Source organism: Gemmatimonadales bacterium (assembly GCA_036265815.1).
Classification (GTDB): Bacteria; Gemmatimonadota; Gemmatimonadetes; order Gemmatimonadales; family GWC2-71-9; genus CAVVWJ01.
In genome coordinates, this window is sequence record DATAOI010000061.1 from 21,280 (window position 1) to 39,031 (window position 17,752).

The 17,752-nt window shown below is 64.8% G+C and carries 25 protein-coding genes; 21 read left to right on the plus strand and 4 right to left on the minus strand.

All coding sequences use genetic code 11. The annotated features are described in order from the left end of the window. Positions 1–133: 133 nt before the first annotated feature. The gene (locus tag VHR41_13600; protein HEX3235230.1) at positions 134–739 is read right to left on the minus strand and encodes a nuclear transport factor 2 family protein; all 606 of its coding nucleotides are present in this window, start codon (positions 737–739) and stop codon (positions 134–136) included. Positions 740–1,024: 285 nt separating this feature from the next. Here VHR41_13600 and VHR41_13605 point away from each other — a divergent pair, with 285 nt between their 5' ends. The 10 genes from VHR41_13605 to VHR41_13650 all read left to right on the plus strand — a co-directional run bounded on the left by VHR41_13605 (position 1,025) and on the right by VHR41_13650 (position 7,416). Continuing rightward, the gene (locus VHR41_13605; protein HEX3235231.1) at positions 1,025–1,258 is read left to right on the plus strand and encodes a hypothetical protein; all 234 of its coding nucleotides are present in this window, start codon (positions 1,025–1,027) and stop codon (positions 1,256–1,258) included. Between the two features lie 89 nt (positions 1,259–1,347). Beyond that, positions 1,348–1,650: a hypothetical protein gene (locus VHR41_13610; protein HEX3235232.1), complete on the plus strand. Its 303-nt coding sequence runs from the start codon at positions 1,348–1,350 to the stop codon at positions 1,648–1,650. 173 nt (positions 1,651–1,823) lie between these two features. Next, positions 1,824–2,120: a hypothetical protein gene (locus VHR41_13615; GenBank protein ID HEX3235233.1), complete on the plus strand. Its 297-nt coding sequence runs from the start codon at positions 1,824–1,826 to the stop codon at positions 2,118–2,120. Between the two features lie 84 nt (positions 2,121–2,204). Next, positions 2,205–2,786, plus strand: coding sequence for a hypothetical protein (locus tag VHR41_13620; GenBank protein ID HEX3235234.1), 582 nt, complete (start codon positions 2,205–2,207; stop codon positions 2,784–2,786). Between the two features lie 59 nt (positions 2,787–2,845). Further along, positions 2,846–3,733 (plus strand): hypothetical protein, encoded by an 888-nt coding sequence (locus VHR41_13625; protein HEX3235235.1) that lies wholly within the window; start codon positions 2,846–2,848, stop codon positions 3,731–3,733. Positions 3,734–3,994: 261 nt separating this feature from the next. Beyond that, the gene (locus VHR41_13630; GenBank protein ID HEX3235236.1) at positions 3,995–4,300 is read left to right on the plus strand and encodes a hypothetical protein; all 306 of its coding nucleotides are present in this window, start codon (positions 3,995–3,997) and stop codon (positions 4,298–4,300) included. A gap of 35 nt (positions 4,301–4,335) precedes the next feature. Continuing rightward, positions 4,336–4,800, plus strand: coding sequence for a hypothetical protein (locus VHR41_13635; GenBank protein HEX3235237.1), 465 nt, complete (start codon positions 4,336–4,338; stop codon positions 4,798–4,800). A 631-nt stretch (positions 4,801–5,431) separates the two neighbouring features. Then, entirely contained in the window at positions 5,432–6,232 is an 801-nt protein-coding gene (locus VHR41_13640; GenBank protein ID HEX3235238.1) for a hypothetical protein, read from the plus strand. A 48-nt stretch (positions 6,233–6,280) separates the two neighbouring features. After that, the gene (locus VHR41_13645) at positions 6,281–6,718 is read left to right on the plus strand and encodes a hypothetical protein (protein ID HEX3235239.1); all 438 of its coding nucleotides are present in this window, start codon (positions 6,281–6,283) and stop codon (positions 6,716–6,718) included. 110 nt (positions 6,719–6,828) lie between these two features. Continuing rightward, complete coding sequence (locus VHR41_13650) at positions 6,829–7,416, plus strand: hypothetical protein (protein HEX3235240.1); 588 nt, start codon at positions 6,829–6,831, stop codon at positions 7,414–7,416. Positions 7,417–7,605: 189 nt separating this feature from the next. Here the strand turns inward: VHR41_13650 and VHR41_13655 are convergent, their stop codons facing one another. From VHR41_13655 to VHR41_13665, 3 genes are all read right to left on the minus strand, one after another. After that, positions 7,606–7,833, minus strand: coding sequence for a hypothetical protein (locus VHR41_13655; protein HEX3235241.1), 228 nt, complete (start codon positions 7,831–7,833; stop codon positions 7,606–7,608). Then, on the minus strand, positions 7,830–8,450 hold the full coding sequence (locus VHR41_13660; GenBank protein ID HEX3235242.1) for a sigma-70 family RNA polymerase sigma factor: 621 nt from the start codon (positions 8,448–8,450) through the stop codon (positions 7,830–7,832). Before VHR41_13660 ends, VHR41_13655 begins: the two co-directional genes overlap by 4 nt. A gap of 96 nt (positions 8,451–8,546) precedes the next feature. After that, entirely contained in the window at positions 8,547–9,479 is a 933-nt protein-coding gene (locus VHR41_13665) for an alpha/beta hydrolase (protein ID HEX3235243.1), read from the minus strand. A gap of 268 nt (positions 9,480–9,747) precedes the next feature. On the opposite strand from VHR41_13665, the gene VHR41_13670 reads away from it, so the two are divergent. From VHR41_13670 to VHR41_13720, 11 genes are all read left to right on the plus strand, one after another. Next, positions 9,748–10,296, plus strand: a complete 549-nt coding sequence (locus tag VHR41_13670) for a dihydrofolate reductase family protein (GenBank protein HEX3235244.1) — start codon at positions 9,748–9,750, stop codon at positions 10,294–10,296. 95 nt (positions 10,297–10,391) lie between these two features. Further along, the gene (ubiG, locus tag VHR41_13675) at positions 10,392–11,201 is read left to right on the plus strand and encodes a bifunctional 2-polyprenyl-6-hydroxyphenol methylase/3-demethylubiquinol 3-O-methyltransferase UbiG (GenBank protein ID HEX3235245.1); all 810 of its coding nucleotides are present in this window, start codon (positions 10,392–10,394) and stop codon (positions 11,199–11,201) included. Further along, positions 11,173–11,661 (plus strand): YaiI/YqxD family protein, encoded by a 489-nt coding sequence (locus tag VHR41_13680; GenBank protein HEX3235246.1) that lies wholly within the window; start codon positions 11,173–11,175, stop codon positions 11,659–11,661. The genes ubiG and VHR41_13680 overlap by 29 nt, the downstream gene beginning before the upstream one ends. A gap of 38 nt (positions 11,662–11,699) precedes the next feature. After that, positions 11,700–12,008: an antibiotic biosynthesis monooxygenase gene (locus VHR41_13685; GenBank protein HEX3235247.1), complete on the plus strand. Its 309-nt coding sequence runs from the start codon at positions 11,700–11,702 to the stop codon at positions 12,006–12,008. Between the two features lie 229 nt (positions 12,009–12,237). Then, a complete protein-coding gene (locus tag VHR41_13690) occupies positions 12,238–12,525 on the plus strand; it encodes a hypothetical protein (protein HEX3235248.1) in 288 nt (95 codons plus the stop codon). Between the two features lie 57 nt (positions 12,526–12,582). After that, entirely contained in the window at positions 12,583–12,894 is a 312-nt protein-coding gene (locus VHR41_13695; protein HEX3235249.1) for a hypothetical protein, read from the plus strand. A 96-nt stretch (positions 12,895–12,990) separates the two neighbouring features. Then, positions 12,991–13,197, plus strand: coding sequence for a hypothetical protein (locus VHR41_13700; protein HEX3235250.1), 207 nt, complete (start codon positions 12,991–12,993; stop codon positions 13,195–13,197). A gap of 166 nt (positions 13,198–13,363) precedes the next feature. Next, a complete protein-coding gene (locus VHR41_13705) occupies positions 13,364–13,624 on the plus strand; it encodes a hypothetical protein (GenBank protein HEX3235251.1) in 261 nt (86 codons plus the stop codon). Between the two features lie 65 nt (positions 13,625–13,689). After that, positions 13,690–14,028: a PadR family transcriptional regulator gene (locus VHR41_13710; GenBank protein ID HEX3235252.1), complete on the plus strand. Its 339-nt coding sequence runs from the start codon at positions 13,690–13,692 to the stop codon at positions 14,026–14,028. Next, complete coding sequence (locus tag VHR41_13715) at positions 14,025–16,724, plus strand: ABC transporter permease (protein HEX3235253.1); 2,700 nt, start codon at positions 14,025–14,027, stop codon at positions 16,722–16,724. The genes VHR41_13710 and VHR41_13715 overlap by 4 nt, the downstream gene beginning before the upstream one ends. Positions 16,725–16,792: 68 nt before the next feature. After that, positions 16,793–17,491 (plus strand): hypothetical protein, encoded by a 699-nt coding sequence (locus VHR41_13720; protein ID HEX3235254.1) that lies wholly within the window; start codon positions 16,793–16,795, stop codon positions 17,489–17,491. The last annotated feature ends 261 nt before the right edge of the window (positions 17,492–17,752 follow it).

Sequence of the window (17,752 nt, forward strand, 5' to 3'; positions counted from 1 at the left end):
CTTCGAGGAGCGCCAGATGACGCGCCCGCTGCCCGCACTGACTCTTGTATGGTATCTCGCTCTGGTTGGCCTGCTTCGGAACCAACTGAAGCGTCCGCGCAAGAGAGCGCTTAGGTGACGGCATACCTGCCAATCACCACGAGACGGAATACCTGTCAATCACCCATAGCCACGTCCCATCCTTCTGGCGCCGCGCAACTTCCGAGGTCACGGTACCATCACGGCTGCGCGTCGAGGTGAGGGCCAGATCACCGCAAATGAGCGCCGGTCGCTGTTCTCCGAACTCGAACTTTCGTTTTTCCGGTCCAAACCCCGTAACCTGGAGTTTCGTAAAAAACTCGTGAGTGGCCTCTTTGCCACGCAGGAACGTTCCACCGCCAATGTCGACTACCGCGTCCGGCTCGAACAACGCCGTCATGCCAGTAACATCTCCCGCGTTCTCTCTCGCTACCAACAATCGCTCCAAATCCTGGGGATCGTTGGCCGGCCCTCTTGTCGTTAAATCATTCACAGTGGACACTCCGCCAACTTTTGTGGGTTGCCGACCTTCACTGCAGTCTATCGTCGTCACGCGCCGGGCGTCAAAAGCAGCTCTTGGCCTGAGGGTTTTGGACCGTTCCTCGATCAAGTCTTCGTCCCAAACAGAATGGGCTTTGAATGGCCGGTTGAGGTTCAAAGCACTATGTTCGAGAATCTTGTCCCGCTTTTTCGGATGCTCGGATTTCTCAAGAACACCCATGCTTCATCAATCAGAAGTGCTTTGCGCCGATTTGGGTGGGTTAGAGAGTATCTCCGGGGTCCGAAAGTCGCCGCCTAACCAGCGCATGCAGCCGACAAGCGCGTCCTTGTTGAGCCCCGTCAACCGCCATCCGCCGCTGGCGGGCGGCGGAACGTAGGTTAGTGCATGAGCGAGCGGGTCGCTTGCAGCTGATGCGCGGTGCGTTAGGCCGCTGGCGTACAGGTCGTTGCCAGGGCAGTCTTGAGAGTGGCAGCGCCCGAGCTGCCCATCGCAAGGAGGTTCCCAATGACCGCCTGTGAAGTCTGTGGCAACGAGTACTACCTGTCCTTCCAAGTCGTCGCTGCGGGACAGACGCATACCTTCGACAGCTTCGAGTGCGCCATTCATCGCCTGGCCCCGGTGTGCGATCACTGCGGCTGCAAAATCGTGGGGCACGGGATCGAGGCGAACAACACGTTCTACTGTTGCGCTCACTGTGCCCGCAAGAAGGGCGTGACCGCCGTCGCGGACCACGCCTAAATCCCGCGGGGGTCAGCCGTCAGCGGTTGGAGGGCGTCGCGGGCCAGCGGCGACAAAGGACCGTTAGATCGATGCACGAAGGGAGCGCCATGCGCGGCATCCAGCTTCTGCTCGCGCTACTGCGGGCGGATGTATACGGCTCCGGTGCGTTCGGCCCCGATGTTGCACGAGCCGCGCGCCGACTGGCAGCGTCCGGGCGAGTGGCCTTGCGGGCAGGTGGGATGGGGGTCATCGGCTTCGCCCTGGGGTTCTTCGGGCCGCGATGGCTTGGTCCCGGAACCAATCAGGGCCCGCTGCCCGGGATCGTGCTCGGCCTGGTTGGGTTGCTGGGCGGGCTGGCGTGGGGGCTGTGGCGCGAACGCGGGCGGCGCTCGTCGCGGGATGCGACCTAACCAGCGCATGCAGCCGATAAGCGCGTCCAAGCCGGTCTCCGATGAAGGCAGCACTCCAGTGGCGATTCAATGGAACCTTGGGGAGTGCACGGCGAGCGGGTCGCTTGCAGCTGATTTGCATGTCGTTAGGCGGACGGCACAAGATTCCACAGGAGCCAAGGGGAGCGGCGCAGGTGATCCGAGCATCGAGTCGACTTAAGCGCGCTGATGTGCTCTCCGGGGTCGGCGCCGGTGTGCTCGGCGCCGGGATGGCGCTCTTGTTTGCCCGCCGCCTGGAGCGGTACGCGGTCCCGCTCCTGCTGCTCGGGCTCCTCAGCCATGGCTGGGGGATGTACGCGAAGCATCGGCTGGAGGTGGCCGAAGGCGTCGAACTGCCCCGCTGGGCCGCGTGGCTCTATTGGGGCTGCTGGGTACTGCTCGTCGCTGCCGGCCTCTATGTCGCGCTGGGAGGCGCGTGGTCCGCGCCTTAGGCCCCCGCTTGACTGACTTCTCGCTGGGCCGCCGCCTAACCCACGTATGCAGCCGGCAGGCCGGACGGCCGCAGAGGAGGTCCGGTGGTCCCCTCGCAGGAAGTGACCCTAGTAGCCGCAACCGCGGACGACGCAACCGTGTTGTCCAGTTTGCTGGAGCTCTACCTACGCGAACTGAGCGAGATTTTCCCAATCGAGGTCAGGGCCGACGGTCAGTTGGGGTACGATAAGCTGCCGCTCTACTGGACCGAGCCCTCCACGCACTTCGCTTTCTTGATCCGATGTCGCGCTCAGATTGCGGGTTTCGTGCTGGTTACTCGGGGCTCACCGGCCACCGACGACCCCGAGGATCTTGACGTGGCGGAGTTTTCGTCCTTCTCGTACCGCCGCACGGGCATTGGTCGCCGGGCGGCATTTCTTCTCTGGAACCGCCTTTCTGGGCGGTGGATTGTGCGGGTGTCAGAAGCAAACCTGATCGGCCTTCCCTTCTGGGAAAGGATTATTGGAGAATACACGCAGGATGCCTTCGATAGGAACGAGCATCCTGGGCAGGTTTCACATGTTCCGCGTCTTCTCATTCAGAAGCTACCCTACGACTGCGGCGCGGGCGCTGGGGCCCTCGAGGCCAAACAGCGGAGCCGTTGGTTAGTGCGGGCGCCAGCATGATGGCCTGCAGCTGATTTGCATGTCGTTAGGCCGCCGGCGCGTCTACCGCGGATGACCCCATGACCATGGACGAGCGGGTGAACCTGCTACACGAGGAAGTCGGAAAGCTAGCCCACGGGAAGTCACCTCCGGAGGGGCGCGAGACGGCTATCCGGCGGCTCAAGGCCCACGTCGAGGTCCTACGCCGCGAGCAGTATGGGCTCGGCACCCGGCCGATCCACGAAGGCTTACGGGCAGCACTTACTCTGGGTGGCATCGGACTCCTGATCGGCATGGTTCGACCCTTGGTGGCCGCTGCACGCGGGCACCCGCCACAGGCCCAGCAGCTCGTAACGTTTGCCAGCCATCTGGTGATCGCTTGGGGCGCAGTTACCCTATGCTGCTTCGTGATGCTCGGCTGGGAGCGATGGCGGGAGACGTGGGCCGTTCGTGAGGCGATACGGTATACCGACGCACTGCATCAACAGCTGTATTCGAGCGAGCATTCTGAGCATGGAGGCCCGATGTCACCCGGCACGCGGCACGGTCGGCGGAGTCTCGATGTCGTCTTCGGTCTGTTCCTCGCCAGCGGGGTGACGGTAGGCACCTACTGTCTGTGGGCTGTCGCCGACTGGATCCACCCACAGGGCGAGCGAGGCTTCGGCCTTTACATCATTGGCGCGTTTTCATTCGTACCGGCCCTCTTGGCGTGGTTGGCCGGCGGCGCTCACATGTTCATGGCCTCCAGGGATAGGGACGTGCGCTTCGGCGTGGCGTTGACCACCGCCCACTTGATGTGGTGGCTTCTCCTGATCGGCCTTGCGCTGCGGCATGACAACCGCTTGTCCGGGTGGGTCTTGAGAACCGGTACCATGGTCGAGCCAGGTCTCTATGCGGTGGGCGTAACATTCCTGGCTGCACGCTGGTTCTGCTGGCGCCGTCACGGTCCCGTGCAGGTTGCGGCCTAATCCGCGAGCCGCCGCCAACATTCACGAGGCCGTTTGCCTTCGCCGCACCGCGGGCGTAGGTTGATCCCGCCGCTCCTTTGGACGTGAATCCCGGAGGCTATCATGCGCCACTTCGCCTTCTGCTGCGCGGCCATCCTCGCCGGCTGCGGAAAACCCCAGGTCCAACCCCCTCGAGACACAACGGCCGTGGCTCCGGCAACAGCCGAGTCTCGAGCCGAGATTTCGCTCGCCGCAATTGCCGGGAAGTGGAGACTGCGGACGATGGATGAGGCCGGAGGCAACGTCGTTGAGTCCGAGCTCACCGCCACGGCGGACTCCTCGGGGTGGACGTTGACCCGGCCGAACCGACAGACCCTTCCGGTGCGCGTCGTGGCCGTCAGCGGCGACAGCATCATCACGGAAGCTGGCCCGTACGAAAGTGCCCTGCGTAAGGGTGTTCAAGTCCGGGCGCGCACGGTCCTCCGACTCCAAGAAGGCAAGTTGGTGGGCACCACCGAGGCACGATACACGATGAGCGGCGGCGACTCGGTGGCGCGCCGTCCGACGGAAGGCACGCGCGCGCCCTAAGGGCGCAGGACCACCCTCTCCGGTATTGATATCGCATGGCTACCACTACTATCGGATCCGAAGCGGCGAGACCGAACCCGGCCTTGAAGCCCCTGAGCTTCCTTATCGGCGAATGGCGCACTGAAGGCTCGCATCCGATGCTGCCGGGCAAAACTCTCCATGGTCGTACTAGCTTCGCCTGGTCCGACGGGGGGGCCTTCCTCATCATGCGCTCCGAGATCGACGAACCAGACGTCCCAAGCGGTATCGCGATCTTCGGAACAGACGACGATGCCAAGGAATGCTCCATGTTGTATTTCGACGAGCGAGGGGTTTCCCGCCGCTACATCGTTGCGCTGCGCAGCGACCAGTGGCAGTGGTCGCGTGACGCTTCCGGCTTCTCTCAACGATTTACTGCCCGACTTGTCGACGGGGGCAAGCGTATGGTGGGCAAAGGGGAGATGAATCGTGGTGAACGGTGGGAGCCCGATCTCCAGCTCACGTACACACGGCTCGCGTAACGAACGGACGTCCCGGTCAGGATGCGGCCTCATCCGCAAAATGCAGCCGACAAGCGCGAAGCGGTCGAGCTCCGCTAACGGCCACTCTCCGCTGGCGCGCTCTGGAACGTAGGTTTTCTCAGAGTCGCCTGCCGCGGGTGCCCAAACCAACGGATGGACTACGCATTTTGGGCGACTACGTGTTCGGCAGTGAGGCGGATCCTGCCGGGCCGTTCATGGCGACCCAAATCGTGCGAGAAGGCGTGTGCGCAGACCTGTAACGACAGCCGTGTTGGGAATCACATGCTTTCTCCTCGGAGCAGCCGTCGCGCGGTACTACGACGTTCGCCGACTTCCGAAGTCACCATCGGCGGCCATTTCGCACACAGGTGACACGACCGCGCGCCCGGGTAGGCGGACCAGCATCGATTTCGCGTCGGAACCCCTTTGGGCCTACGGCTTCGACCGTCCGCCGTTGCCGGGCGAGAAAGCGCAGCCGCAGCCGAGCCCAACCCACGCCCTTCGCGCCAACGAGGATTCGGCGGAGCAGACGCGACCGCGACACCTGCCGGGAAGCAACGCCACGTACTCGCTCGTCGACGTTCGGGACCTCCAAAACGTCATCGACTGGTTCCCGGACGACCACCCGCCTATGACCGACGTGATCGCGCACGGCCCGGCGCGAATGGGTGCCGCGCGACGCGGCTGCGGATCCTGTCATTTGCCCAACGGCAAGGGCCGCCCGGAAAACGCAAGCGTCGCCGGACTTCCAGTCGCGTACTTCCTGCGTCAACTGCGGGATTTCCGCGACCGGAAGCGGCACAGCGCCGATCCAAGAAAGCCAAATACGAATACCATGATCGCGCTGGCGACGAACCTGACGAGCGACGAAGCCCAGCAGGCCGCGAACTACTTCGCGTCGATGAGCTGGGCGCCATGGATCCGCGTTGTCGAGACGGATCTCGTCCCGAGGACCCGCATCGAAGGCAACCTGTTTCTTCCCATTGAACGGGAGAAGACGCAGCCGATCGCCGGTCGGATCATCGAGGTGCCGGAGGACATCGAGCAAGCAGAGTTGAACCGGAACCCGCGTTCGGGATTCCTCGCCTACGCCCCGGTCGGAAGTCTCAAAAAGGGGGAGGACCTCGTGTTGCGTGGCGGTGTGAACCCGGCCGGCGATACATCCAGCCACCGCAAGACAACTCCTTGCATCATCTGCCACAGCGAGAAGCTGACAGGCGTGGCGGACATTCCTCCCCTCGCCGGACGCTCGCCGAGCTACCTGATGCGGCAGATGTGGGACATGCGGCAGGGCACGCGCAACGGTGACGCCGCACAATTGATGCAACCAGTTCTTGTCAACTTGTCGCCGAGTGACATGGTTGCGATCGCCGCGTATCTCGCATCACGCCCGCCGGACGGAGTGAGCTCCGGCCCGGGAGCGCCGCGCTGAGTGACCGTCTGAGTTGACCGCCGCACTGTTCGGTGCGACTCTTTTCTGATGAAGGCGCCACAGGCCGAGAGCTCGCGCTTCCGAGTGTTCCAGAGCGTCGTTCGGCACCTCTTGTTGGCGAGGTCGAGCACCGCTCTACTTGGGGCCACCGCGCTCGAGGCGGCCGCCCCATTTCAAGCTCGAAGGTCGTGCGAGCGGGTCGCCTGGCCATTCGATTCGAGCAAACCGCTGCTACCGGTCGAGTGCGGCCGGCTCGAGGTACCCGAGAATTACGATCAGCCAGCTCGAGGCATCGAGCTGGCATTCATGATCGTCCACCCCCGTCAAAGTGCCGGTCCGAAGGATCCCATCATCTTCCTGAGCGGGGGTCCCGGGGCGCCAAGCCTGGTCTATGCCGAAATGCTAGTCGCCAATCCGCAGATCCATGACATCGTGGTCGACCGCGACTGGGTCAGGCGCACCGCACGAGCATCGCTGAACTCCTAACTAGGGATGGCTGAATGGCAAATGCCACCGCTCTGGCTTGTCCAACGTGTCAGGTAGCGCTATCGCGGATTCCTCGAGCGCGGAGCAAGTGTAGAGCTTGCAACAACTGGATGTACCCGGCCTTCAAATCGGTCTTTCGCTCCACCTTGCTTACGGAACCCCAACACACCGTCACCAAGGCCCTTGACTCCTTGAAGGAGAAATCGCCGGCCAACGCTAAGGTGGTCTCCCAGTTCCTCCCACAACTGCGCGCAGCCCAGAATGACAAGGACGGTCTAGCGCAGGTGACTCGTGATCTCTTCATCGCCTTGGCGCCCAGGGATGACGTTGCCGCAGCAGAGATCCATTGGCATCAATGTGCGTGGTTCATGGCCCGCCTCGATCAGGAGTTCGAGTGGGCCCTTCGACGCTCCGCCGAGGCATTGCTCGATCGCCGCATGCTAGAAGCGATCCTGTCGGGATCCCACGCGGGCAGGACTGCAACCGAAGAGGACGTCGTCTTGACGGTCTCCTACCAGGGGGATGCCTGTGGCGCCTGTCGAAGCACCGGCGGCTATGAGAGTGGTTCATCCGAATTGGGGACGTTCCGGTTCACTCTCGCAGAGGCACGGGCGCGGAGCATTCTTCCGCACACCGGCTGCCAAAGAACAGTGAACGGAGTACCTGGCTTCTGCCGATGCCGCTACAAGGCGGTATAGGGTGCTTCGCACGCGCCTGGTAAACGACTCGACAGCGCGAGGCGCCTACGTGTCGCTGCTCCGCTCTCCGGCTGGAGTGATCAATCCGAGTCACACCCACCCGCACCCGCATGGGTGGTCGGCAGCTGAAGCCTCGCCGTGCCGAGCCTGGTCGATGGACCCGAGCCGTAGCGGCCGCACGAGGCGAGCTTACTCCTCCGACCGCTCCAGCCGATCGAGTGCGGCCAGCATTCCTTCGGTGTCCTCGCGGCACGCGGCGCAGTTGGCGATATGGGTGAGGAAGGGGGTGAAGCGGTCCGCGACGTCTTCACCCCGGCGCACCGCCTCGCAGTATTGATCCAGCTGCTCGAACGCCCCATCGCAACCGGGGTCGCGGCCCGGGGTGCCGAGCAGACGGTCGAGGGGCGCGCCCGTCATGACACCGCCCCTTCGTACCCGGCGGCGATCAGTGCCCGCCGGAGGTTGCTCCGCGCATCGTGCAGCATCTTGTAGATGGCTCCCCGCGTGCGATGCAGCCGCTCGGCCAGCACGTCGATCGGGATCTCGTCGATCGCCGCCGCTTGGAAGATCTCCCGCTGTGCTGGAGTCAGCGACCCGCTGATTGCCCGCTGCAGTGCGGCGCCGAGCTCCGCGTCGAGGAGAGTACCCAGTGGCGCCGGGCCTCGATCGGGGATCGTCGCCCACGCGGCCTCGCCGATCTCGACCCGGCGGCCTCGCCATGCCGATCGCCGAAGCTTGGTCGAGATCTCGAAGATGACGAATTTGCAGGCCCACGTAGTGAAACGTGCCGTGCCGCGAAACTCGGGCAGCTTGCGCAGGATCGCCATGAGCGCGTCATCCGCGGCCTGCAGGCACAGATCGTCCACTTCCCCACCGCTCAGGCTCGGCAAGCTCGCGCGGCGGCGGGCCGACTCGGCCCGCGCCACGCGAAGCAGGATGTCGTGCAGTCGAGCCGTGGCGCCGTCCCGGGCCGGCCCATCGGACGACAGGTCGGCGATCCAGGCGGCAGACTCAAGATCCAGCCCCGGCAGCATGATCCGGAATTTCTAGCTCCCGAAGCCCAGGCGCCAGGTGCTATCCAGGACGCCGCAACGGGGCGGACCCGAACGTCTTTTCCCCAGGGCGCGGCGTTACCGCTGGCCGAGCACCGCGCTCTCGTAGAAGGTGCCCATGTGTGACACGATGTAGTCCAGATGGTCCTCGACGGCAAAGTGACCCGCGTCGAGGCGGTGCATCTCGGCCTCCGGCAGATCCTGGAGGTAGGCCTCCCCGCCTTCGGGCGTGAAGAAGATGTCCTTCTGCCCCCAGAAGATGATCGTCTTGGGCTGCCGCTCGCGGAGGAACCTCTGCCACCGGGGATACAGTGGCACGTTGGTCCGATAGTCGTAGAAAAGATCGAGATTGATCCGGACCGCGTGCGGCCGGCGCATGAAGCCGTCGTCCGAGGCCCAGTTGTCGGGGCTGATCAGCTCGGGCCGGCGGGCGCCGTGGAGATAGATCCCCTTGATCGCGTCGTGCTCGAGAAACGCGGCAAGGGGTCGCTCGGTCTCGGGAGACCGATTCTTCCACAGCGCTCCCCGGAAGCCGTCCCACGCACCGGTGAACCCGACTTCGTAGCCGTTGCTGTTCTGGATGACCAGCCATTCGAGGGCCTCGGGCCGGCGGCCCACGATCCGGAATCCCACCGGACCGCCGTAGTCCTGCACGAACAGACCGTAGCGGTCGAAGCCCTTGATCGCGAGGAACCGTTCGACCACATCTGCCAATCGATCGAAGGTATAGGGCCAGGTGGCGGGATCGGGCCGGTCGCTATACCCGAAACCGGGATAGTCCGGCGCGATCACATGGAACCGGTCCGCCAGCGCCGGGAGGAGGTTGCGGTACTGGTGGGACGACGCCGGGAACCCGTGCAGCAGGACGAGCTTGGGGTGGGTGAGATCGCCTGCTTCGCGATAGGCGATGTTCAGGCCGTCCACGGCGACAGTACCGTACGTCACCTCCACCGCCGCCTGCAGGGTGGCGGACCCTTCCGACTGCTCATGCGGGCCACTCAACTGCGACATCTGCTACCTCCTGGCTAAGCCCACGAAGGGAGCGGCGGCCCTCGCGGGGAGATGAAGGCCTTTGGCGCCGCTCCCGGGATGTCTTTCTCCCTATTAGTGGCGCGGCGACCGCGGATCTTACCTCGTGGCCTAGATCGCAGTCCGCCCCGATCCGTCGCGTTAGGCGGCGCCCGAGAGCGTCATGCGTACGTTCGTGCGGACCAGGAGCCGGTCGGCGAGGGTAAAGGGCCCCAGTTGCTAGCTACCCCATCGGTGGTACTCTTACGTAATGCGACCTCTTCGGTATTCCATCAACGTCACTTTAGACGGGTGCTGCGATCATCGTGCAGGGATCGCGGATGAAGAGTTGCATCAGCACGCGGTCGAGAACCTCGACCGGGCCGATGCCCTCCTCTTTGGCCGGGTGACCTACGAAATGATGGAGGCAGCGTTTCGCCCGCCGGCGCGGACGGGCGCGAGGCCTGATTGGATGGAACCCTTCGCCCGGACAATCGACGCGGCCAAGAAGTACGTCGTGTCGAGCACCCTGGACCGGGTCGATTGGAACGCGGAGCTCCTACGCGGGGATCTGGGGAAGGCGGTTCAGCAGCTCAAGCGGGAATCGGGTAAGGGACTGTTAGTAGGAGGCGTGAAGCTCCCGCTGGCGTTGGCGGAGCTGGGATTGATCGATGAGTACGAGCTCGTGGTGCAGCCCAGGCTCGTGGGCCATGGGCCGACGTTGTTCGCGGGGCTATCGAAGCCTGTCGACTTGAAGCTGGTGAGCCGGCTGGAGTTCGGCTCGGGGGCGGTGGCGATGCGGTATGAGCCGAAAAGGTAGCTACCGGGACTGAGTGAGCCTGAGGCCTTCTTCAGAGCGGGGATCGGACGCTCGGGGCTCCATTGGTGGCGGCAACTGCGGCAGGGTAGGGACGGGTGCCGATAGACAACGCCGTTTACGATCGGATGGCGGACAGCTGGTGGGACGAGGCCGGCTTCCTGCACGCACTTGCCGCGCTCAATCCCGCGCGCTTCGGCTACATGCGGCGTATGCTCGTTGAGGAGTTGCGGCTGGCCCCAGTCGGCCTACACGTCTTGGATATCGGCTGCGGCGGCGGGCTTTTGGCGGAGGAGTTCGCGCGCTTGGGCTGCGTCGTGACAGGAGTGGATCCGTCGGAGGAGTCACTGGCGGTGGCGCGGAGGCATGCAGCCAGTCAGGGATTCGCGATCGGGTACCAGTGTGCTCTAGGCGAGGCGCTCCCCTTTGCGGACGAAAGTTTCGAGGTCGTCTATTGCTGCGATGTGTTGGAGCACGTGAGCGACGTACGGCAGGTCATCGCGGAGACCGCGCGTGTGCTGAGGCCTGGAGGAACCTATCTGTATGACACCATCAACCGTACTCCTCAGAGCCGATTGATCGTGATCAAGCTGCTTCAAGAGTGGCGATGGACCGCCCTGATGCCACCAGATCTGCATGACTGGAAGCGGTTCATTCGTCCAACCGAACTCCGGCGCGAGTTAGTGCAGCACGGCTTCGTGCCGGGCGGGCTGACCGGGCTCAAGCCCCGGGCTAACCCGCTTCGTCTCATTCGTGCCCTGCGCCGACGGAAACGAGGCCTCCTGAGCTATGCGGCGGCCGTCCGGGAGATGGACCTGGGCGAAAGTCCGGATACCTCCGTGTCCTACATCGGCTACGCCCGCAAACCGAGGCCAGCGGTTGGGGATCAACCCAAGACGCGAGCGTGATCTGAAGATCTGGATTGATGCGGACGCGGCACCCCGGGACGTCAAGGAACTGGTGTTTCGAGCGGCCAAACGGCTGGCGATCGAAACTGTTCTCGTCGCCAATCAACGGCTCCAGACACCACCCGGTAATTCGCTGGTCAGCGCGGTGTGGGTGGACGGTGGTGCCGACGTCGCCGACCAGCACATCGCCAGCCAGGCAGCCGCGGGCGACCTGGTCGTCACACAAGATGTCCCGCTGGCCGCCTTGCTGGTGCCCAAAGGCATCGCCGTACTCGATCCCCGCGGGGAGGAACACACGGCCGAAACGATCGGTGAGCGCTTGTCCGTGCGGGACTTCATGGAGCAGGCGCGCATCGCCGGCATCGTCACGGGCGGACCAGCACCCTACGACGCCCGAGCCAAGCAGGCCTTTGCCGCTGCCTTGGATCGGGTGCTGACGCGACTTCGCCGGTCGGAATGAGAGCAGGTTGACGGCCTCTCAAGGCGCTTGGAGAGTCTATGGTTGTGCGAACGTGGCGCGGCTATGGGGCCGCGACCGAAGCCCAGGCATATCCCGATCACCTCCTGCAGTCCGTCAAGCCGAAGCTCGAGCAGCTGGCGGGCTACCGGGGTCTTTACCTGCTGCGTCGCCGTGACTCGGAGGAGGTTGAGTTCCTGGTGCTCACCCTCTGGGAATCCATGGACGCAATCCGTGCTTTCGCCGGCGAACAGCCGGAGCGAGCGGTTGTTGAACCGGAGGCTCGAGCCGCGCTCGTCCGCTTTGACCAGATGGTCCATCATTATGAGGTCTTGGCATCACCCAGCTGAGGTGATTAGCCGATGCCGGCAGCGTGCGGCCTCACCAGCGCAGGCAGCTGCCGCCTAGAAGCCGGACGGCCTCGGTCCACGGTTTCCTTCGCGCCGCCTAACCCACGCTTGCCGCTGACCAGCGCCCGCGTTCAGCGGAACCTAGAATTCGGAACTGCGGGCTCGCGATCGGCCTGATGCCACGCTAAGCTGCTATGTACGACAAGTTCACCACGCAAAAGGAGATCCCATGTTTGCCGTCATTCGCCATTACCACTTCGACAAGAAAGACAGCGCCGAGATCGATCGGCTCATCAAGGAACAGTTCGTGCCCATCATCCGCAAAGCCAAGGGCTTCGACCGCTACTTCTGGCTGGATACCGGGGATGGTGAGGGCGCCTCATTCGGCGTCTTCAAGGACAAGGCCGGTGCGGACGAATCGGTGGCTCTCGCGGCCGAGTTCGTGCGCACGCATATGGCGCAACTGCTGAGGCAGAAACCCGAAGTGATCGAAGGCTTGATCAAGGCGCACGACTGATCGACGACCGCTCAGCGATTGCCCTCAATCCGCCGTCCTAAGACCTAGGAGACCTCAATGCTGCTCGTTCGCGAGATCATGTACTGTAAGCCGGGCAAAGTGCGCCCAATGGTTGAGAAGTTCCTGGCCATGAACAAGCTCAGTACCAAGGTGGGCATGCCAAAGATGCGCGTCATGACCGATTTCTCTGCAGAACGGTACTGGACCGTTGTGGCCGAGATGGAGGTCGAGAGCATGGGCGATTTCGAACGCATGATGCAGGGTGGGGGGCAGAATCAGGACGCCATGAAAGAAATGGAGAGCATCATGAAGGACTATCACGACTTGGTGGATTCTGGGCGGCGCGAGGTCTACAAGATGGAAAGCTGAGGTCCTCTGAATGCGGGCCGGCAGCGCATGCTCCACTTGGGTATGTTTGAATTGACAGTCAATTGACCGACTTGTTCTCTTACCGAGAGGTGCCTTATGGATGAGCTCATCAACCAGGTCGCCCAACGAACTGGACTCGCGCCGGACAAGGCGCGCATGGCTGTCGATACCGTGCTTGGCTTTCTCAAGACCCGCCTGCCCGGGCCCATTGCCTCCCAATTGGACAGTGCTCTGTCCGGGAGCGCTGCCGGCGGAATGGCCGAGGCGGTGAAGGGCTTGGGGAGCAAGTTCGGCAGCCAATAGGCCCGACGATATCGAAGCTCTCGGGGTCGGCCGGTGCCGGCCCCGGGAGCTCGGGCTGCTCAGCTCGAGACCCATGACCAGCGAGATCGGACAAGGAGGAGCCATCGTCCGATATCGGTGAACCGGTCGATCCTCAACTCCGACACCCTCTCACGCTCCCCCAGCATTGAATTGGCCTCTCCGCAACGTGCTCCGGTACGGCGCCGTGGTCCTCTCCGGGATCATCGCTGGGAGTAAGGTGGTCGGTGCGTATGAGGCCTGGGAGCAATGGCGGCTCTGGCGGAATCACGATCCATCGGGGGCCGAGGCGGCCCTCACCTTTGCCGAAGTCGATCTCGCCATTGCGGCCCTGTGCGTGATGACGGCTGGCCTGATCTGGTGGCTGTTGCGGACCCGCTCCGGTCGCGATTCGCCGCACTCCTCTTGACTCCGAGAGAACCCCGCCCGATACTCCTCTCGACTTCTAGAACACAGACGAGAGGCGGTTGGGTCATGCCACGGTCCGCCAAGCCCGATGCGCTGCGCGGCAGCATCGATCTCCTCATTCTCACGGCTCTCTCCCTCGGCTCCGCCCACGGGTGGGGTATCGGGCTCCGCATCCAGGAGCTCTCTCGCGGGCGCCTGGACGCCAACCAGGGATCGCTCTACCCCGCGCTCCAGCGCCTCGAGCACCGCGGCGACATCGAGAGCGAGTGGCAATCCACCGAGAACAACCGCCAAGCCCGCTACTACACCATCACGCGGCAGGGCCGGCGCGCGCTGGGCGAGGAAGTGGACCGATGGAAGCGCTTCGCGGCGGCGATCAGCCTGGTGCTGGAGCACGGCTCGTGAGCCGGGTCCAGGGCCTCATCGCCCGGCTTCGCGCCGTCCTCCGGCCGAGCGATGCCGAAGGTCGCATGGAGGAAGAGTTCAGCTTCCACCTGGAGATGGAGCAGGCCCGGCTGGTGCGAGAGGGGCTGCCGCCGGAGATCGCGCGGCGACAGGCACAGCTCACCTTCGGCGGCCTGGACGCACACCGTGAGACCATGCGCGACGAGCGCGGGGCGCGCTGGCTCGACGATCTCGGTGCCGATCTCCGCTATGCGCTGCGCGCGATGCGGCGGAGTCCGGGCTACGCGCTGGCGGTGGCCCTCACCCTGGGCGTCGGCATCGGGGTGAACGGGATCGTGGTCGGCTACGTGAACGCCCTGCTCTTCCGCCCGATACCGGCGCGGGCCCCCGAGCAGCTCGTCGCCCTGTTCCAGCGGGACACACGGACCGGCAGGATCGGCGAGATAGGCTACGAGGACTATCTCGACTATCGCGAGCGGAGCGGGGCGTTCGCGGGCCTGGCGGGCATGTCGGGGGTCCCCCTCAACGTCGCCATCCCCGGCGCCTCCGGGTCCTTGGCCGGCGACATGGTCTGGGGCGAGATGGTGACCGAGAACTATTTCACCGTGCTCGGCATGGCGCCCGCCGCGGGGCGATTCTTCCAGGGGGCCGACGCGCACCAGGGCGCCAATCCGTTCGTGGTGGTGAGCTACGACTGCTGGCGGCGGCGGTTTCAGGCCGACCGGAACATCGTGGGCCGCGTGGTCCGCCTCAACGGGACCGAGTTCACCATCACCGGCGTGGCGCCGCGCGGGTTCCGCGGACTTCGGATGTTCGGCTTCTGGCCGGAGATGTGGGTACCCATCGGCATGCACGCGGTGATCGAGCCCGGCTCCGCCGGCAAGCTCGAGGGACGCGGCGGCGGCGACCTGATGGTCTTCGGGCGCATGAAGCCGGGCGCCGATCGGGCGAAGACCCGGGCGGCCGCCGAGGTGTTCGCCAGGCAGCTGGCGGGCTCCTATCCGGCGACCAACGCCGACCTGACCGCCATGCTGGTTCCCGCTGGCGTCGGGTTCGACCATCCGGCTTACGTCAAGCCGAGCGTCCTCGTCCTGTCGTCCGCGCTGGGGCTGTTCGGGTCCCTCGTCATCCTGGCGATCATCTGCGCCAATCTCGCCAACCTCCAGCTCGCGCGGGCGGCGGCGCGGGCGCGCGAGACGGCGATCCGGCTCTCGCTCGGGTGCTCGCGGGCGCGCCTCATCCGGCAGCTCCTGGTCGAGTCGTCGGTGCTGGCGCTCCCCGGCTGTGCGATCGCCCTGGCGCTGCTCCAGGCCAACCGGGTCACCGAGCGGTATCTGGTGCCCAAGCTGCAGTTCGAGGTCGGGCTGGCCACGAGCACGGATGCGCGGGTGCTGCTGTTCACCGTCGTCGTGGCGGTTCTGGCCGTGGGATTGTTCGGGCTGGTGCCGGCACTGCGGGCGTCACGCGTGAACGTCGTACCACTGGCGGCGAGCGCGGAGACCGCATGGTGGTCCGGCGGCCGGCCCACCCGACTCCGCCGGTCGCTGGTCGTGACCCAGCTCGCGCTGTCGGTGGTCCTGCTGGTGGGCGGGATGCTCTTCGTGCGAAGTCTGGTGGCCGCGCGGGCGATGGATCTCGGCTTCGATGCCCGCGATCGCGCGCTGGTCTCCTTCAACGTCGGTCTGCAGGGGTACGACGAGCGGCGCGGCCAGGCCTTCTACGATGCGGTGCTCGCGCGGGTCCGGGCGCTCCCCGGCATCGCCGCCGCCGGGTTGGCCCGTCCGGTGCCGTTCGATTCCTATGGCCAGACCACCGCCTGGTATATCGGCGACCTCGCCAATTCCCGGGACGGCACGGCACGCATCAACACCAGCGTCACGTCCGATGGATTCATTGCGGCGCTCGGGCTCCGGCTCGCGGACGGCCGAGACTTCACGCCCGGCGATTCCGCCAACGCACCGCTGGTGATGATCGTGGGCCGGTCGGTTGCCACCAGGCTCTGGCCGGGCAGGATCCCCCTGGGCCAGCAGGTGAGGTACGCGGGAGCGGAGGGACCACAGGTCACGGTGGTGGGCGTGGTGGACGACGCCAAGTTCGCCGTGATCGGTGACGCGCCCGGCGGTCATCTCTACCTGCCGGTACGCCAGCACTACCGTGACTGGCAGACGCTCGTCGTCCACACGCGAGGAGACCCCGCCGCCATGCTCCTTCGCCTCGAGGGCGTCCTGGCGAGCCTCGACCCCGCGCTTCCGGCCTTCGGCAAGACGACGCTGGAGGAGGCGGTCGCCAACGGACTCTCGACGTCGCGGACCGCAGCGACGATCGCGGGATTCTTCGGCGTGCTCGCTCTCCTGATCGCTTCCGTTGGGCTGTACGCGCTGGTCGCCGGGGCGGTCGCCGAGCGCACGCGCGAGATCGGCGTCCGCCTGGCGCTCGGGTGCACGCCGGTGGGCGTCCTCAGGCTGATGATGGGGGAGGGTGCGCGGCTCGGCGTGATCGGGCTCGGCATCGGCCTCGTGGGCGCGTTCGGGGTCGCGCGCGCGATGGGAGGGCTGCTGTATGGCTTGTCGCCCAGCGACCCCGTGACCTTCGTGCTGGTGCCGCTGACCCTGGGCGTCGTGGTGCTCTTCGCGACGTATGTGCCGGCTCGCAGGGCGGTAAGACTCGATCCGGTCGCGGCGTTGCGGAGTGAGTGAGGTACTCCCCGCCAAGCTCAGATGGCTCGCGAGTACATCAAAGCATGGGGCGGCATGGACCCCGGCGGGTGAGGCGTATCGAATTCGGCGACTTCAAACCACAGAGAGGTATCGCCATGGATGCTACCCCCTCCCGGTACCGCGCGGTAACAGGAGCCACGAGCCTCATAGTGGGGCCGGCGCTGATGAGCGTCGGAGACCTCTTCCATCCTGCAGAGACCTGGGGAGCGGCTGCTCAGGTCGCGATCGTGGCAGACTCCGTCTTCCGGTGGTACGTATCTCATCTCCTCTTATTCGCCGGGATGCTCCTACTCATCCCGGGCATCCTGGCGCTGACCAAGGTGGCGATGGATCACAGACCTGCGGCAGGCTATGCTGCACGCCTTCTCATGCTCGCTTCGGTCGGCGCGTTTTCGGCGGTCTTCGTATTTGAGATGCTGCTGGGATGCTTCATCTCCGTGGGCCACGACCAGTCAGCCGCAGTTGTCCTCCTCGAAGTCTTTCAGTCGGCCGAGATCTTCGTCGCCCTCTTGCCGGTTCTGCTCGCATTCTTCATCGGCACTGCGCTAGCCGTAAGGTCACTGGCGTTCCCGGCCGGTCCATTTCGTTGGCCGGCACTCGGTTTCGGGCTCGGCGCAATCCTGGTCCTTGGCGAGATCATCCTGGCCAAAGTGCTCCTGAGCCAGATCGGAAACATTATCTGCTTGGTGGCCGGTATTACGTTCGCAAGGGTGCTGCTCAGGGGTCGAGAGGTGGCGCCCATGTGACCCTGACGAAGTTTTCTTCCGGCCCCGGCGCCGCGGTCGGGACACGATCCCAGGGAGTACGATTGCAGCAAAGGCGTGCCAATAAGTATGCGCCGCGAGGATCACGCCGCCGCACTGTCTAGGGTCCAGACTCAATTGATTAAAGCCAGAATGCCACGGCGGCAACGAGGCACAGGGCTGAGAAGTAGTTCCGAGCGAGTTTGTCGTAGCGCGTTGCGATGCGCCTGAAACCCAACCGCTTCGCCAATGGGGAGATGTTCT

Bases quoted from the DNA above. Each gene is read 5' to 3' on its own strand.
- VHR41_13600 (HEX3235230.1), bottom strand. From the start codon at position 739: ATGGGTGTTCTTGAGAAATCCGAGCATCCGAAAAAGCGGGACAAGATT.
- VHR41_13605 (HEX3235231.1), top strand. From the start codon at position 1,025: ATGACCGCCTGTGAAGTCTGTGGCAACGAGTACTACCTGTCCTTCCAA.
- VHR41_13610 (HEX3235232.1), top strand. From the start codon at position 1,348: ATGCGCGGCATCCAGCTTCTGCTCGCGCTACTGCGGGCGGATGTATAC.
- VHR41_13625 (HEX3235235.1), top strand. From the start codon at position 2,846: ATGACCATGGACGAGCGGGTGAACCTGCTACACGAGGAAGTCGGAAAG.
- VHR41_13630 (HEX3235236.1), top strand. From the start codon at position 3,995: ATGGATGAGGCCGGAGGCAACGTCGTTGAGTCCGAGCTCACCGCCACG.
- VHR41_13635 (HEX3235237.1), top strand. From the start codon at position 4,336: ATGGCTACCACTACTATCGGATCCGAAGCGGCGAGACCGAACCCGGCC.
- VHR41_13640 (HEX3235238.1), top strand. From the start codon at position 5,432: ATGACCGACGTGATCGCGCACGGCCCGGCGCGAATGGGTGCCGCGCGA.
- VHR41_13645 (HEX3235239.1), top strand. From the start codon at position 6,281: ATGAAGGCGCCACAGGCCGAGAGCTCGCGCTTCCGAGTGTTCCAGAGC.
- VHR41_13650 (HEX3235240.1), top strand. From the start codon at position 6,829: ATGTACCCGGCCTTCAAATCGGTCTTTCGCTCCACCTTGCTTACGGAA.
- VHR41_13655 (HEX3235241.1), bottom strand. From the start codon at position 7,833: ATGACGGGCGCGCCCCTCGACCGTCTGCTCGGCACCCCGGGCCGCGAC.
- VHR41_13660 (HEX3235242.1), bottom strand. From the start codon at position 8,450: ATGCTGCCGGGGCTGGATCTTGAGTCTGCCGCCTGGATCGCCGACCTG.
- VHR41_13665 (HEX3235243.1), bottom strand. From the start codon at position 9,479: ATGTCGCAGTTGAGTGGCCCGCATGAGCAGTCGGAAGGGTCCGCCACC.
- VHR41_13670 (HEX3235244.1), top strand. From the start codon at position 9,748: ATGCGACCTCTTCGGTATTCCATCAACGTCACTTTAGACGGGTGCTGC.
- VHR41_13685 (HEX3235247.1), top strand. From the start codon at position 11,700: ATGGTTGTGCGAACGTGGCGCGGCTATGGGGCCGCGACCGAAGCCCAG.
- VHR41_13690 (HEX3235248.1), top strand. From the start codon at position 12,238: ATGTTTGCCGTCATTCGCCATTACCACTTCGACAAGAAAGACAGCGCC.
- VHR41_13695 (HEX3235249.1), top strand. From the start codon at position 12,583: ATGCTGCTCGTTCGCGAGATCATGTACTGTAAGCCGGGCAAAGTGCGC.
- VHR41_13700 (HEX3235250.1), top strand. From the start codon at position 12,991: ATGGATGAGCTCATCAACCAGGTCGCCCAACGAACTGGACTCGCGCCG.
- VHR41_13710 (HEX3235252.1), top strand. From the start codon at position 13,690: ATGCCACGGTCCGCCAAGCCCGATGCGCTGCGCGGCAGCATCGATCTC.